Annotated in this window: 9 protein-coding genes and 2 pseudogenes; 4 read left to right on the top strand and 7 right to left on the bottom strand. The window is 65.2% G+C overall.

Annotated elements, in window-relative coordinates; all coding sequences use genetic code 11:
- Nucleotides 1-129: 129 nt before the first annotated feature.
- The 5 genes and pseudogenes from KME66_RS24120 to KME66_RS24105 all read right to left on the bottom strand — a co-directional run bounded on the left by KME66_RS24120 (nt 130) and on the right by KME66_RS24105 (nt 6,276).
- Entirely contained in the window at nt 130-2,031 is a 1,902-nt protein-coding gene (locus tag KME66_RS24120) for a UvrD-helicase domain-containing protein (RefSeq protein ID WP_216325826.1), read from the bottom strand.
- Entirely contained in the window at nt 2,028-3,908 is a 1,881-nt protein-coding gene (locus tag KME66_RS24115; protein WP_216325823.1) for an AAA family ATPase, read from the bottom strand. The genes KME66_RS24120 and KME66_RS24115 overlap by 4 nt, the downstream gene beginning before the upstream one ends.
- A gap of 382 nt (nt 3,909-4,290) precedes the next feature.
- Nucleotides 4,291-4,707: a hypothetical protein gene (locus KME66_RS24110; protein ID WP_216325820.1), complete on the bottom strand. Its 417-nt coding sequence runs from the start codon at nt 4,705-4,707 to the stop codon at nt 4,291-4,293.
- A 789-nt stretch (nt 4,708-5,496) separates the two neighbouring features.
- Nucleotides 5,497-5,864, bottom strand: a pseudogene (locus KME66_RS34590) (transposase family protein); the annotation flags it as partial.
- A gap of 52 nt (nt 5,865-5,916) precedes the next feature.
- Complete coding sequence (locus tag KME66_RS24105; protein ID WP_216325817.1) at nt 5,917-6,276, bottom strand: hypothetical protein; 360 nt, start codon at nt 6,274-6,276, stop codon at nt 5,917-5,919.
- A 524-nt stretch (nt 6,277-6,800) separates the two neighbouring features.
- Between KME66_RS24105 and KME66_RS24100 the strand changes: the two genes are divergently transcribed.
- Entirely contained in the window at nt 6,801-7,001 is a 201-nt protein-coding gene (locus KME66_RS24100; protein ID WP_216325814.1) for a hypothetical protein, read from the top strand.
- 325 nt (nt 7,002-7,326) lie between these two features.
- Here the strand turns inward: KME66_RS24100 and KME66_RS24095 are convergent, their stop codons facing one another.
- Both KME66_RS24095 and KME66_RS24090 read right to left on the bottom strand, forming a co-directional pair.
- Nucleotides 7,327-8,178 carry an HNH endonuclease gene (locus KME66_RS24095; protein WP_216325811.1) on the bottom strand — a complete coding sequence of 284 codons (852 nt, stop codon included), beginning with the start codon at nt 8,176-8,178 and terminating at the stop codon, nt 7,327-7,329.
- A gap of 9 nt (nt 8,179-8,187) precedes the next feature.
- Entirely contained in the window at nt 8,188-9,774 is a 1,587-nt protein-coding gene (locus tag KME66_RS24090) for an AAA family ATPase (protein ID WP_253208465.1), read from the bottom strand.
- Nucleotides 9,775-9,890: 116 nt separating this feature from the next.
- On the opposite strand from KME66_RS24090, the pseudogene KME66_RS24085 reads away from it, so the two are divergent.
- The 3 genes and pseudogenes from KME66_RS24085 to KME66_RS24075 all read left to right on the top strand — a co-directional run bounded on the left by KME66_RS24085 (nt 9,891) and on the right by KME66_RS24075 (nt 14,653).
- A pseudogene (locus tag KME66_RS24085) lies at nt 9,891-11,572 on the top strand (ISAzo13 family transposase).
- Between the two features lie 1,101 nt (nt 11,573-12,673).
- The gene (locus tag KME66_RS24080; protein WP_216325809.1) at nt 12,674-12,937 is read left to right on the top strand and encodes a helix-turn-helix transcriptional regulator; all 264 of its coding nucleotides are present in this window, start codon (nt 12,674-12,676) and stop codon (nt 12,935-12,937) included.
- A 231-nt stretch (nt 12,938-13,168) separates the two neighbouring features.
- The gene (locus KME66_RS24075) at nt 13,169-14,653 is read left to right on the top strand and encodes a UvrD-helicase domain-containing protein (protein ID WP_216325806.1); all 1,485 of its coding nucleotides are present in this window, start codon (nt 13,169-13,171) and stop codon (nt 14,651-14,653) included.
- Nucleotides 14,654-14,670 lie beyond the last annotated feature (17 nt).

Raw genomic sequence — 14,670 nt, 5'->3', positions numbered from 1 at the left:
GCCGATGGTGGTGGTCCTGACGCCGCTGTCGGCGTACTGGGGACTGGCCAACCAGCGGGCCCAACCCGCAAGGTGACGGAGACGCCCCCAGCCAGCGGGCGGGACGGTTCCGCCGGGATGGACGCAGGGTCAGTGCTCGGTGAGGTCTCGGAGGTCCCAGCCCATGTCGATCATCGCTTCTGCGTACCGCTTGCCGCGGTCGCGGTGGGCCGCGAGCACCAGCAGGTGGGTGGGGCGCGTCGCTCCGACGAAGATGAGTTGGACAGCGGCCTGGACACTCTTCAGCTCCCGCTGGGGGTCGCTCCCCTCCGCGACCATGCGGAGCGCCTCGGTCACGTCAAACTTCTTGCCGTTCTTCTCGAGGCACTCCAGGATCAGCGTCGCCGCATGAGTCTCGCCCTTCGCACTCTGAATGGTCCCGGGTACGGCCCGCACCGCCGACACTGCGGCGGAGCTCCTCGGGACGCCGCCCGCTGCTGCGGCCGCCTCGGCCGCGGGGGTGAACTCCAGGCCGACGGCCTTCAGCGGCCGGTCGGCGAGCAGCTTCATCTGGACGGTCAGATGCTCGGTGACCATGCCCCAGCCCGCCTCGTCGAACGCGGCTCCGTGGACGAGGAGTTCGCGCAGCAGGATCCGCACCCTGCCGCCGGGGGTCGCCGCAGACCTCTCAAGGCGGCCCAGCGCCGGTAGCCCTTCGCCGGTCAGGGGCGCGAAGGACGCACGCAGGGCGTTCCACAACTCAGTGGCCGCTTCGTGGCTGTCCGCGCCGGACGTCCACTGGGTCCCTGCCGCGCGGACCGCGTCGATCAGAGCGCGGTGGGCCGTCGGCCGGCCGGGCGGGGTGTAGTCGGGCACATAGCAGGAGATCGACTGTGGGTAGGCCGAGGAGCCTCCCCGGCCTTGCCGCGCGCCCAGTACACGCGGCGGACGCCTGAGGAGGACGTCTTCGGGTACGGTCGCGGCGGCCATGCGTTCGAAGGTCGGCACGACGTCGGTCGCTGTGGCCTCGTCGAACAGCAATACCGCCACCTGGCCCTCGGGACCGGCTCCGTGGACTTGCTGAGGGCGCCGGACCGCCAGGCGGCTGGCCACTGCCGCGATCTGCGGCCCGAAGCGGCGGCTGACTGGCAGCTCCGCGGCGCCAGCCAGCGGGAACGAGGCAGGTCCGCTCACGGCTCCGGCATCACTGTAGATGCCCTGGTTGGTGTCGCCTACCCGCTGCACCACGGTGGGCGAGGAGGCGAAGACGAGGTCCAGCAGTTCGTGCTGGGTGGCGCTGGTGTCCTGCATCTCGTCGAGGAGAACGAACGGGAAGCGCGAGGAGACGGCCGGGACGATGCCGGGGTGCTCGGCGAGGTACTGCTGGGCGATGGCGTACATGTCCTGGTAGCGGAAGACACCGCGGCGGGCCAGAGTCCACTTGAGGCTGGACAACTGCTTGCCACTGTTTGTCTCAGCGCGGAAGGGGGGTTCCCTGGTCGCGCCGGTGACCACGAGTTCGCCTTCCTTGTAGGTGAGCGTCGCCCCGGTGACGATGCCGGTGCCGTCGCGCTGGCGTTCCACGTAGCTGCGCAAGGTGGAGTAGTTGGGGTGCTGCAGGAGCCTGATTGCTGCGGTCTCGAAGGCCGCGTCGTCGACGGACCGGACCTCGACGCCCTTGGCCCGCACGGCCGGCAGCGAGAAGAAGGTGTGCACGAAGGACTGGATGGTGCCGATGAAGTGCGGGTAGCGCAGCAGGCTCCGCCCCGTGGCGAGGGAGGCCACCCGGTCGGCGATCTCGTTCTTGGCCGTGTTGGTGTGGGACAGCACGCACACCCCGCACGTCGCGGAGGTCCATGCATCGGCCATGAGTGCGAGCTTGAGCCCGATCAAGGTGGTCTTGCCCGACCCCGGGGCGGCCTGGAGGTCCTGTGTGGTTTCGCTCTGCAGGAAGTCCCACTGCTCGGCGTCGAGCGGGTCGAGTTCGAGAAGCTTCACCATGGCCTCCACTTTGTGCGTGGCGAAGGCATCGGGCAGGTAGCTGCGGGTCACGGGGCCACCTCGCCGCACAGGTGCTTGAAGGCATCGACCAGATAAGGCGGGACGTCACTCTCCGTTAGCGAGGTGGAGGCGAGGAGCTGCGCGGCGAACTGCGCGGTAATCGACTTGCTGGCTCTGTCGAGCTTAAGCGGTCTGTAGATCTTCAGGGCAGCCTGTTCCAAAGTGAGGTCCTGGCCTTCCCACTCGTCGACATCCTTGTCGGCCCGCGCGATGACCTGATTGGTCTTGGCGGCGTCCGGCCAGGACCGTTCTGCAACGGATGCGAGCTTCACCGCGCGGTGCATCAGCCTGGCCATGGTCCATGAGGTGACGGCGAGGTCGTACTCCAGCGTCCACCAGTTCGACACGAAGGTCTTCACCGGCCCGCCGTCGTCGCTGGCGAGGTCCGCGACGTGCGCGGCGATCTCCGGCTCCGTCATCTCGTCCCAGCACTTCAGGCCGCCGCGCATCTCCGCCGAGGTGCCGGCGGGGACGAGATCGCGGTCGCGGACGCAGGCGATGGGGACGGGGATCTGCTCGCCGGAGCGCTGGAAGACGCGGCTGTACCGGAACAGACCGACGTGGCCGACGTTGACCACGCTGACGCCGTGCTCGTTGAAGGGCATGCCCAGGGCGGAGGCGAGAGCGGGCAGGAAGATAGCCTCGGCGTCGCCCTCAACCATCGCCAGGCCCCGGGCGAAGAACATGTTGGCCTTGGTGACGTCCAGGAACCGGGTCAGGAACGCGTAGTCCTCGCCGGTCAGGTGCGTGATACCGCGCCGCAGCGGAAAGGTGCGGCCCCCGACGACGAGGGTCAGACATTCGACGGATGTCGATGAGGCGAGGTTGGGGCTATGTGTGGTGAGGATGACCTGGACCGGGGCTCGGTCACTTTCCTGCGGCTCCTGAGCCTTCTCGCGGAGCAGATCCATGATCCGGGTCTGGAGCTGGGGGTGGAGGTGCGCTTCGGGCTCCTCGATCAGCAGCAAAGGTGCCAGTTCGCTCTTGCCCAGCAGAAGGAGCTCGGCGGCCATGAACAGAGCGTTGTTGTAGCCGAGTCCGCGGCGCGTCCACTCGTCGGACTCAGCGAAGAGATTCAGTTCGAGCCGTTCCAACGCGCGGGCCAGCGTCGCGTCAGTGGCGACGCTGATTTTGGCGCGCAGGACGTCGTCGCCAATGGCGAACCGCTGCAGGTAAGCCGAGTTGATGTCCTGGCTCACATCAGAGACGGCATCATTGCATCGGATGTCGTGCTCGGCGCGGCGCAGGATCCCCACCAGAGTGGACGGAGGATCATCGCCTTCGGAGTCGTAGTCATCGATACCCTGCTCCTTCATCGCCGGGTAGCCGGCGAGGATCTGAGACAGCCGTGATCCGCGGCCCGAGCGCAGTTCCGCCTCCGCGTCGCGAAGGGGGCGCAGGTAGGTGGCGCGCAGGAGTTCGCGTGCGGCGCCGTCCAGGGCGGGGCCGTTGCCGTCCGGTCCGGTCCGAGTGGTGACCGAGACCCGGTTCCGGACCGGGTCCATCCGCTGGGCCTTGAACGTCACGCAGAGCCAGGCAGCGCCGCCGCGGTCGTGGGTGAGTAGTTCCAGGAAGACCGCCTGCTCCTCGGTCGACAGGGCGGTGAACGCGCACACAATGGTGAAAGTCTCCGCCCGCCCGTCCTTCCCGAGGTGGAAGTCGTCCTGGGAGACCCGGTAGTAGTCCGTCGCCGCGGTCTGCAGGCACAGTCGGATCGCGTCGATGATCGCCGTCTTCCCGCTGTCGTTCTCGCCGACGAGCACGTTCGTCCCGGCCGTGAACGACAGGTCCAGCGACGCGTCCGTCTCGCCCTCGCTCTGGGCCGCAGCTCCGAAGACCCGGAAGTTCTCGACCCGAAGATGCGCCAAGTACACAGATTCCCCCGCCGACGGGGCCGCGGCGCCCTCTTCTCCGGGAAGGAGTCCCCCAGGCTGCGCGGCCCATGATCGATATTTCCGGAATCCTATGCTCTCCGGGGTCGCCGCCCGGGGGGAACCCAGCAGATTGCGGGAGACAAGGGTCCCGGGCGCCTCGTCGGCCCGAACGGCCGTACGCCTGCGGGCCGCCGTGATGGTCTTGCCGAACCCGGCCGAACAGCGCGTGAACGAGGGCCGCCACTCCTCGCAGGACCACGAGAGATACGTCGCTCAGGTGTACTGGACGTCATCTCATGTGGCGCTGCGTCAGGAATCACCGAACGCGCGGATTGCGAATGACGACCAGTATCGGAAACTGGATGCTGACGGTCACTTAGTCGACGACGGACAGAATCAGCGGAGTGGCCGTGATTGGGAAGTACTCCCGTCCTCGCACTGGCTTCAGGCCCTCGTCGGCGAGGGCCAACAGCACGCTGGTTTCCAAGTCGGGCGCGAAATCACCCGGAAGGTCCCGGATGACGCGAAGCTCGGCAGTGAAGCCATCCCTCGCATGAGTCCGCAGCCTGGGGCGAGGATCTCCGGAAGTGATCCCGAACTTCACGTGGTTCGCGCTCTCTACGACGTAGAACACGTCCCACGTCTTGCCCGCACAACGCCGGCAGATTCCTTGCCCTTGCTTGACACCACTGGGGATGGTCTTGGTCCGATGACCTTCACGGCAGATCAGTTGATGTGCCGTTCCGTCACCCAGCCACGCCGGCTCCACGACGAGGCCGCCGAACTCCTTCACCCGAGCTTTGAACCACTCCCAACATGCGACAGGGTCAATGCCGACGCACCTAAGGCATCGACCTGAACCAGTGCGAATATTGTTCGGAGTGGGACTAAAAGAATGGCCATTTCTACAGATGATGCGATGGGGCTTTGCCTTCCCCAGCCACTCCGGCTCCACGACGGTTCCACCGAGCTCCTTCACCCGAGCCTTGAACGCCGCCCAGGCTGTTAATGGATCATTAGCAGAGCACACCGAGCAGATGCCCCCACCGTCGCGTACATAGCCGGGGCGAGGATTACACGGATGTCCCTTCGGGCAGATCACCTGGTGGCGCACGTCCTTCCCGAGCCACTCCAACTCGACGACGGTTCCGCCGAGCTCCCTTACTCGATTCCTGAACGCTGCCCAGGCTGTAGCCGGATCACTGCCGGAGCAAGGTCGGCACATGCCCTGACCTTGTTGCACTCTGTTCGGGATTGCTTCGGTCTCGTGCCCCTTCGGGCATCGAACTCGATGCTTGATAGCGCTGCCGAGCCACTTCGGCTCGAGCACCTCGCCACCTAGTTCCTCTACACGGGCTTTGAATTGCGCCCAGGCCTTTGTTGGTGATCCCCCCATGCAGTCCAGTCTGCCACCCCCACAGTGACGGCCGCAGCAATGAAGCCGAACCTTATCTGGACCTGACGCTGACCAAAGAGACTGCGCCTGAGAGGCGTTACAGGAGGCCTTGATCAGGCAGTTGGAGGGGGCGGTTGACCTGGCCGGTCATGCGGCGAGGGCGAGGTTGTGCATGCGCACAACGGCCTAGACCGCGTGGCGCAGACCGTTCCCATGCTGTCGGCAGTCCCGCAGGATCTCGTATTTCTTCGTTCGAGAGAAGGGGTCATCCACGCGAGCACGAACCTTGGAGTAGGCGGCGTTGCCCTCTTCTCACCTTTCAGCAGCGCCCGTCCGGGCCGTTTGCGAGGCGGGAAGATCAGGCCGGTGTCGATATAGGCGTCGTCGCCGAGCACAGTCACCCCTTGGTAGCGCTCGGCGAGGCAGGGGTCGCGCCAGGCCTTCGCGTCCGCGATGGCGCCGGGCACTGGGCGGGCCGCCACCGCGAGGCGGGTCTTCGCATCCACAATGTCCTACGCGTTCGCCGAGAACCGGCAGTTACAAGAGGAGGCACCACAGTCCACAGACGACCGAGCCAATAGAGACGACCTCTTGAAGGGGCGGAGCTTACTCAACATGCCGATGCTTAGCCAGAATTTCAGCCTGAAGGCAGCGGAACTCCTGCACGAAGCCCGCCGTTCGTCGCGCCCACTCCCTGGCTGCACTGACCTCACTGGCCTCGGTCTCCTTCACGTACCGCAAGAAATCCTCAATCGCATAGAGGATGTTCATCCAGTCGCTATAGATAGGAGTGACGTCATTCGAGATGGACAACTTGTCGTTCCAAATCTCGGTGATTCGACCTGCAGGGATCGGAGGTCGCGTGAATGCAGTGAGAATATACGGAGAATCCGACCCCATCTCGGCGATTAGGATATTCAATGTGCGCATCAGCTCCTTGTGGCTCGACCGCGCTAACTTGCTCAAGATCTGAAACCTCGTGACCTCCTCCTGTACGTGGTTGAGTTGCGGCGGGACATGGAGATTGCGGGTCTCTCCCGGGCCGAGCGCTGGAGCGGTTTTAGGTTCGACGCCGGAGTTGTCCGAGGGCTTCCGGCGGCTCTCGCGACGGGCGTGATCCAGTCGCCTAAGCCACGTCCCAGGGTTACCTCCCCACTGCCACTGCGACCAGCCTCATGGTCTCCTGGCTGGGTAGCCGAGGGCGTGTGGGCGAGACCATGGCCTTGATGGTCGACTCCCCGACTCCGGTGGCCTTGGCCGTTGCCCTGTATTGCCCCCTGGCGCCGGCTCCGTGACGGAAGTCCCGCACGGCCGCAGCAAACGCGCGCACCGCGGGATGAACATCCTCATCTACCAACTGTGCTCCTTCATGAAGCGGGTCTCGACTCGTCTCGCTCCCGTCTCGGCCCATCTCGGGCCCCAACTATGCCTCCTCCGGTGCTGGATAGTGATCAGCGGAAGTCAACACGACCTAGGAGGAAAACTCGAAGATGAGCAAGATCAACATACTCATGCTGCTCACCCTGACAGAGGCGGCGCTCATCGTCGGGCTGGTGAGATTGATCATCGACCTGCTCGACGGAGGCGCATCGGGCATGCTCACATCACTCAAGGGTGGTAGCGCTGCGGCGTTCTTCGGAACGCTGACTCTACTGACCACATTGCTGCTCGCATTCAGGATGATCGAGTAGCAATTCCTTGAGTTGAAAGCCCTCTCGACCTATAACGGAGGAGGCCTCGTGGAGGTCTTGAATAGGTCAGCAACTTTCAGTTCCGACTTACGAACGCGACCGTGGCGCAACACCTCCCGGTCGCCATGCCCACTCCGCCCGCCACCCAGGGGCTGCGAGGGCGCTTCCGACGCCATCCGGCCGGCATCCCCGCCACCGCGGCTGCGCGGATCCTATCCGACTGCTGCTCAGTCGTTCCTGCAAAGATATCGGAGGCGAGACCCCAGCATTGACTCCATCGTTTTCACCGACCATGACGGCAGTATGTGGGCAACGGTTTTGGGTATCACTTCCAGGGCTCTTCCCAACCGCCTTCCACATACCAGGCGCTGTCAACGAGCCCTCGGTACAGCGCCGCCTTCCAGGAGTTACGCCCCTCGACAGCGGCCTTGATCTCTGCGGTCTCCTGCAGGTGCTCTCGCAGCTCTGCAGGCGGCAAGGGGTGTTTGGCCAGGCTCATGCCGAGGGAGCGCAGCTCGTAGGCGATCTGCGAGTTGTAGAGGACCGACAGTTCCAGCGTGGCGAAGTGGTGGCGGGCACGCGCGGCAAAGGCGGGCGGCATGTCCGCTGGAGGGTCGACGTAGAAGATCACTGAGGGCTTAGGGGGGCCGGTGATCCGAGCAAACAACCACAGATGATCGTGGACATCCCCGTCGAAGTACGGGTGGAGGGTCTGGTCACCCGCGTGCGTCGGTGCCTCCTCCTTCTTTTTATGGTTGCACCTAGAGCAGGCCGGGACGAGGTTAACGGGGACGACGGACAGCAGCGGGAAGGAGTCCTTCGGCAGCTGATGGTCGAGGGTATCCGCGGCACCATGCCCGCATAGGGCGCACAGCCCGTGGCAGCTGCCGCGAAGTTTGTCGTAGACAGAGCGTCCGGCCCCGCCAACCATGCGGTTGACATAGGTCTTCTTCAGCTCTTCGTTGATACCGCCCTTGGCGGCCGACTCGCCCTCAGGCTGATGTTTGAGGTGATTGAGGGTGTGCTGGGCCTGCTGGGCTGCGGCGACCTCGTATGCGGTCGCCGCCTTTACAACAGTTTCCTTAAGCCCTTGCAGCGCCTTGCGAACGCCAGTAGGACGGGCTGTGGCTGTGCAGACGTCATACACAGTGCTGGCGTCCAGGCTGGGCTTGACCATAGGGATCATTCAGTGGTCACCCTGCAGACCGTCGTCGGCGGAACGGGTGCCACGCGCGGCAATCAACGAGCGGGCGATGATGCGCGCCTCGCCGCCCAGCCGGCCCCGGAAACGTTCGAGGATCTCCTCGTAGGAAAGCCCGTCATCGACCGTGCGGCTGAGATCGCGGTGGAACCCGGTGTCAGTGACCTCCAGGCCGAAGACCTCGTGAGTGAGGACGCCGACGTTCTCGCCGAAGGTCTCGATGGTCGGCCGGTGCGCGGTGAACTGATCGCCGTGACGCAGCAGCTTCCATACACAGTCGGATGGGACTTCTTGGAGGACTACCGGGGAGTGCGTGGCGACGATCGCGAGTCCGTTGCGGTCAGTCAAGAGATCCGACAGAGCTCGGACGAACGCCGCAAGCATAGGGGGATGCAAGTGCGTTTCCGGCTCATCGATGAGAACCAGAGTGCGCTCGCCGACGTTCTCGACAAGCCGGGTCATGGTCAGCAGGACGACCTTGTGGCCGGAACTGAGCGAGTTGAACAGGCTGCGGGCCACAGTGCGTCGGCGAGCGGTGGGGTTGATTCGGATGTACGCGCTCAACCACCCCTCGGGCAACAGACCGCTACCCGAGTACGACAGGGTCCGCAGGGCGGCCATCCACCGCTCGTGCAACTCGGCGGTGCCGAGGCAGATATCCAGGCTCTCGGCGAACTCTTTTTTGAGTCGGGATTGTGACTTCATTTGCGGGGTGTGCCCCTGGGCGGACGGCTGGCACAAACCTACGTACACGGTAGGAAAGTCCGCCGGATACTCGGGCAGGAGGGGCGGGGTGTCGAAGGCACTGAAGGAAACCCGAACGAGGTTGGCGAAGGAACGCCCTGTAATGGCATCAAGGGCCGTACGGGGAATTTCCGCACCCCTCTCCGCCTCTGCTTCGTAGATCCATCCCACCTCCTCGGGGTCGGCTTGAGGATCTGCGACTGCCCGCGAGAGTCGCTGCAGCAAGACAGACTTGCCCGCCCCGTTGCGGCCGGTGAGAACGTGGATGTTGGACGGCGGCTGCTGACCGGGAATAACCTGGAAGTCGAGAGTAAGACGGTCGCCACCATCTTGCACAGGGGAGATGTAGCCGATGTCGAAGGAGGCGCGGCGCGCTCCCCCTCGGGCCATGCGCCGAAATTGACCCTCGACCGTGTGCGCCCTGAGTGAGCGCATCAACGAAACGCGCGTGACCTCCTGATGCTGCGCCATGGCGAACACCCGTTCATTCAGAGCCATGTCCTGCAGCCCGCGTAGCACAGCTTCAGAGGTGCTCCCGGCCAGTTCGTTTAGCCTCTCGTAGTAGGTGTCGTCTTGCCCGACGGAGAAGTATCCGTCTGACAGCCTCGTGAAAGACGACGGGAGCCGCACGACGGTCTCGGCATCCGGCTCCATGTCGAGCGACGCAATCTTCACATTGCCAATGTCGTGACGTCCTCGGTTGTCGACGACTAGGAGGCGGAACATGGTGCGCCATCCGAAGTCGTCCCAGGAGTCTTTGACCAGCACGGCGAGCGGCCGGGGATCAAGCGGGATACGGGCCCCCCGGTCGAGTACAACGAACCGCACGCCGCCTCCTGAACACTTTGCGCTGCTCCGCCCCGGCTATGTGGGCGGTACGCCAATCCTAAGGGCTTGCCGGGAAACAAGTCGTGGCTTCCAGCTGTGGGGCTCGTTGGTCTGGTATGGGGAGATCGGAGGGGATCGAGGCCGTTCTGGCGGCGAAGTTCCAGGTGCTGTTGCCACATCTGGACGAGCGTCAGCGTCGGCTGGCCATAGGGGCGGAAGCACTGTCGCTGGGGCATGGCGGCATCAAAATCGTCGCCGCTGCAGCCGGGGTCCGGGAGGCCACGGTCTCGCGTGGGGCGGCTGAACTGGACTCTGGTCAGGCCCCGTTGGGGCGGGTGCGCCATCCCGGTGGAGGGCGGAAGAAGGCGGCCGAGCTGGACTCTGGGCTGCGGCCGGCACTGCTGGCGCTGGTCGAGCCCGACGAGCGGGGCGACCCGATGTCGCCGCTGCGCTGGACGACGAAGTCGACCCGGAAGCTGTCGGCGGAGCTCACCCGCCAGGGGCACCGGGTCTCCGCCGACACCGTCGCCGGTCTGCTGCGGGAGGAGGGCTTCAGCCTGCAGGCCAACACCAAGACCATCGAAGGTGCCCAGCACCCCGACAGGGACGCCCAGTTCCGCTACCTCAACGAGCGGGCACGAGACCACAGGGACGCCGGTGACCCGGTGATCAGCGTGGACAGCAAGAAGAAGGAACTGATCGGCGATTACAGGAACGCCGGGCACGAATGGCAGCCTGCAGGACAACCCGTGAGGGTCAAGACGCACGACTTCCCCGGCCAGGCCGCCAAGGCGATTCCCTACGGAATCTACGACATGACGGCGAACACCGGTTGGGTCAGCATCGGCACCGATCACGACACGGCGGCGTTCGCCGTCGCCTCGATCCGCCGCTGGTGGCAGGCGGTCGGCCAACACGACTACCCCGGCGCCCGCCGGCTGCTGATCACCGCTGACGGTGGCGGCTCCAACGGCTACCGCACCCGGGGCTGGAAGACCCAGCTCGCCGATCTCGCCGCCGAGACCGGCCTTGAGATCATGGTGTGCCACCTTCCGCCCGGCACCTCGAAGTGGAACAAGATCGAGCACCGGCTGTTCTCCCACATCACCATGAACTGGCGAGGCAGGCCCCTGACCAGCCACGAAGTCATGCTCCAGACCATCGCCGCGACCACCAGCCGCACCGGCCTCACCGTCCGGGCCGACTCGACAGCGGTGAGTACCCCACCGGCATCCGCATCAGCGACGAGGAGATCGCCGCCCTGCCCATCACCCGCCACCGCTTCCACGGCGACTGGAACTACACCCTCCACCCCCAGCGCCCGACGGACACGGCGACCACCACCAGCACACAGGACGAGGCCCTGGCGGACGGACCGGCCCGCCTCACGCAGCGTTCGTTACAGGATCCGGAACTGACCGGGATGACCCGCCAGCAGCTCAACGAACTCATCGACATGCTGACTCCAGCGATGGAGATTCAACGCGAGCAAGTGCTCCGCACCCGCAGGGGCCACGAACGCCTGGTGGCCCCTGGCACAGGCGCCAAACCCAAGCTCACCTCAGCCGACCGAGTCCTGGCCACCGTGCTCCACCTGCGGAAACTCGCGACCATGGACCTCTTGGGCCAGCTCTTCAACACCACCGCCATGACCATCAGCCGCGCAGCGAAAGACGTCCGCCCGCTCCTGGACGCCCACGGAGTTCACATCCCCGCCTCGACCGCCCGCTTCCGCACACCGACTGACATCGAGAGATTCCTCGACCTCGACAAGAACAAGATCAAACCGACGTGTTGATTCCCGGCAAGCCCTAAGAGCTTGTAACATGATCATGTTCGGGCCCTCTTGAGGTGTCGCCAGCAGCTGAGCTGCAGGCCAGGGAGACGAGGGCGTCGTGAGTTCGGTATATCGTTCCCATTAGACAGCGAGGCGATTGAGCCGGTGGAGCACCGCGAAGGCCTGCTCAACGACGTAGCGGAACTCGCCCATGTCCTTGACGTTCGGGTTGCCTCTGCGGGGAGATGACGGGCAGGATCCGGCGTTTGCGGTGTGCGTCGTGGTTGGGTTGGAATCGGAACCCTTGTCGCCAAGCATGGCTTCGGGACGTCCGCGGGGACGGCTGGGGCGGCCAGTGACAGGTGGGATGCCGTCGAACAGGGCGAGTGTCTTTACTGACGTCAGCGCAGCCGCACGTACAACTGACCTTGCAGAGCCCGCCGGGCGGAGCACTTGGGTCCGTCATCGCCGACTGAGACCAGGCCGCTCGGTTGTCCCATCAGGGCACTTCGACCCACTCAATGTGATCACTTGAGACATCCGCAGCAGCTTTGCCGCTCGAGGTCTGTGCGCGAGGGCCAGTGGTGATGCGTGCTGAAGGTTCTGGGACGGCAGCGGCGTGAGGGATCACGGCGGCGCAGGCTTCGCAAGCATCAGCAAGGTGCCAGGTCCGGCCCTGGTCCGCCCGGATAAGCAAGAGTCGAAGCGGCCCAGAGCACGGCCCCTGCCGGCGATGCCATGTGCAGAGCCGCTCGCGGCACTGACAGATTCGCAGGTACACGGGCAGTTGAGACTCGGACAAGTGGCGCACAAAGTGCCGTCGAATCTCTGGGGCCCCAGTAGACCCCGTCACCACGATAGGCAAGGGGCAGGCGCTGCATGTCGCCACAGGCTGCCCAGCCGGGCTGCTGATCGTGACGCTCCATGCACGCGAGGGCAGAGCTGGGGTCATCGATTCCCTCCAAGCCGCGATTGGGTACTTCTCCGGTCCGCCTGACGAGCGGCTCCGGGCGGTGCCAACGTAGTGCAGACCTGTGCCCTGACGGGGATGCCTCCGTACCCGCACAAATAGGGCAGAGGTCTGCACTGCCAGGGCAGGGGTCTGCACCTTCGGATGGTCAGGTGACGATCTTCCCGCCGCCAGACCCCGACCCGATGGCGCTGCGGCAGTCCCTGGCCCGACTGCGCGCGGATCGAGGCTGGAGTTATGACCAGCTCGCCGCCCATAGCGGCTTGTCCCGCCGCACCCTCATTGAGATCGAACAGGGTCGTACCGTCGGCACGCTCGGGACCTGGCACGCGCTCGCTCATGCCTTCAGCATCCCTCTGGGCGAGCTTCTCGACCCGCTGTGCACCGGCCATGACTCCCCAGGGTCCGAGCGCTGAACTTGCCGTTCTCCGATCACCCGAAGGGGATGCCGGGGGCGGACGTGTGCTCGATGGGCGTACTCGTGTGGGTTTCTTGACACTCGATCGAAGGGGCCCGATGGTGCGCACACGGACAGTAGGCGCGTCGGCTGGCACTTTCACTTCGGCATCTGCCGTAAGAGATAAGGCCTCGGTCCTCGCTCGCCTTGAGTGTGGTGGGGTCGCCACAGCTCCCGGAGGGCCCCCTTCATGCGCTTCAGCCCCACCGACGAACAGGCCGCCGCCCTGGAGGCATTCGGCGAAGGCGACCATCTCGTTATCCAGGCCGGTGCCGGTACCGGCAAGACCTCTACACTCGCCTTCCTCGCCGAGCAAAAGGCCGCCCGCCGAGGCCACTACCTCGCCTTCAACCGAGCCATCGCTCTGGACGCGGCCGCCCGCTTCCCTGCATCTGTCCAGTGCAAGACTGCTCACTCCCTGGCCTACGCCGCCCTCGGATACCGATTCCGCGACCGCCTCAATAGCCCTCGCCGGCCCGGTTGGAAAGTGGGCCAAGACCTGGGTCTGAACAGTGCCACCCGCATTCACGGGCGCGATCTCATGCCCGCCACCCTCTCGAACGCGGTGCTACGGACGGTCAGCCTCTACTGTCAGTCCGCCGACACTGAGCTCGCCCACCATCACGTCCCGCGCCTGCGCGGCATCGATAGCGACGAGGCTCACGCGGAACTCGCCGATCTCCTGCTGCCGTATGCGGCAAGGGTTTGGGGCGATCTACAAAGCCCCGACGGAGACGTGGTGCGCTTCGAACACGACCATTACCTCAAGATGTGGGCCTTGACCGAGCCCGTTCTGCACTGCGACTTCCTGCTGCTGGACGAGGCCCAGGACACCAATCCCGTCCTCGAGCAGGTCGTTCTGGCCCAGCGGGTCCGCACCCAGATCGTCATGGTCGGCGACTCCGCCCAGGCCATCTACGGCTGGCGAGGCGCCCGTGACGTGATGACTGGATTCGCTGGTCGTCAACTCACCCTGACTCGTTCCTTCCGCTTCGGCCCCGAACTCGCTACCGAAGCAAACCGCTGGCTCGCCCTTAGCGGAGCTCCGATCCAGCTCACCGGAAGCCCGGACATCCCCACCAGCATCGGGGGGCGCGCGGAGAGCCCTAATGCGGTGCTGTGTCGCACAAACATCGGGGCTGTCTCCGAAATTTTCACGCTTCTCGATGCCGGTACGGCGACAGCGCTGGTGGGTGGGGGCGGCGCTCTGCGTGCCCTAGCTCAGGCCGCCCGCGACCTTATCGGGGGACGGCGCACACACCACCCAGAACTACTGCTGTTCACCACCTGGACCGCGCTACGCGACTATGCCGAGCTCGACCCCGCTGGCGCCGATCTGCAGCCCTTCGCCAACCTCGTAGACGAACACGGCCCTGACGCCATCCTCCATGCCGTCGACCGCCTTGTTCCCGAGGACCATGCCAAGGTCACCGTTTCCACCGCCCATAAAGCCAAAGGCCGGGAATGGTCCCACGTGCGCATCGCCACCGACTTCACCCCGCCCCCCGACACCAACGCCGTGGACTCCTCAGGCCGCCCCGTGCCCGGCCCCGTCAAAGAATCGGAAGCCCGCTTGGCCTACGTTGCCGTCACTCGCGCCCGTCACCACCTCGATCCCGAAGGCCTGGCATGGATCGATCAGCACCCCGACAACCCCATGAGGCGTTGCCCATGAGAGGACGCCGATCCCCA

The organism is Streptomyces sp. YPW6, assembly GCF_018866325.1.
Taxonomy (GTDB): Bacteria; Actinomycetota; Actinomycetes; order Streptomycetales; family Streptomycetaceae; genus Streptomyces.
This window is presented reverse-complemented; position numbering and strand designations above follow the sequence as displayed.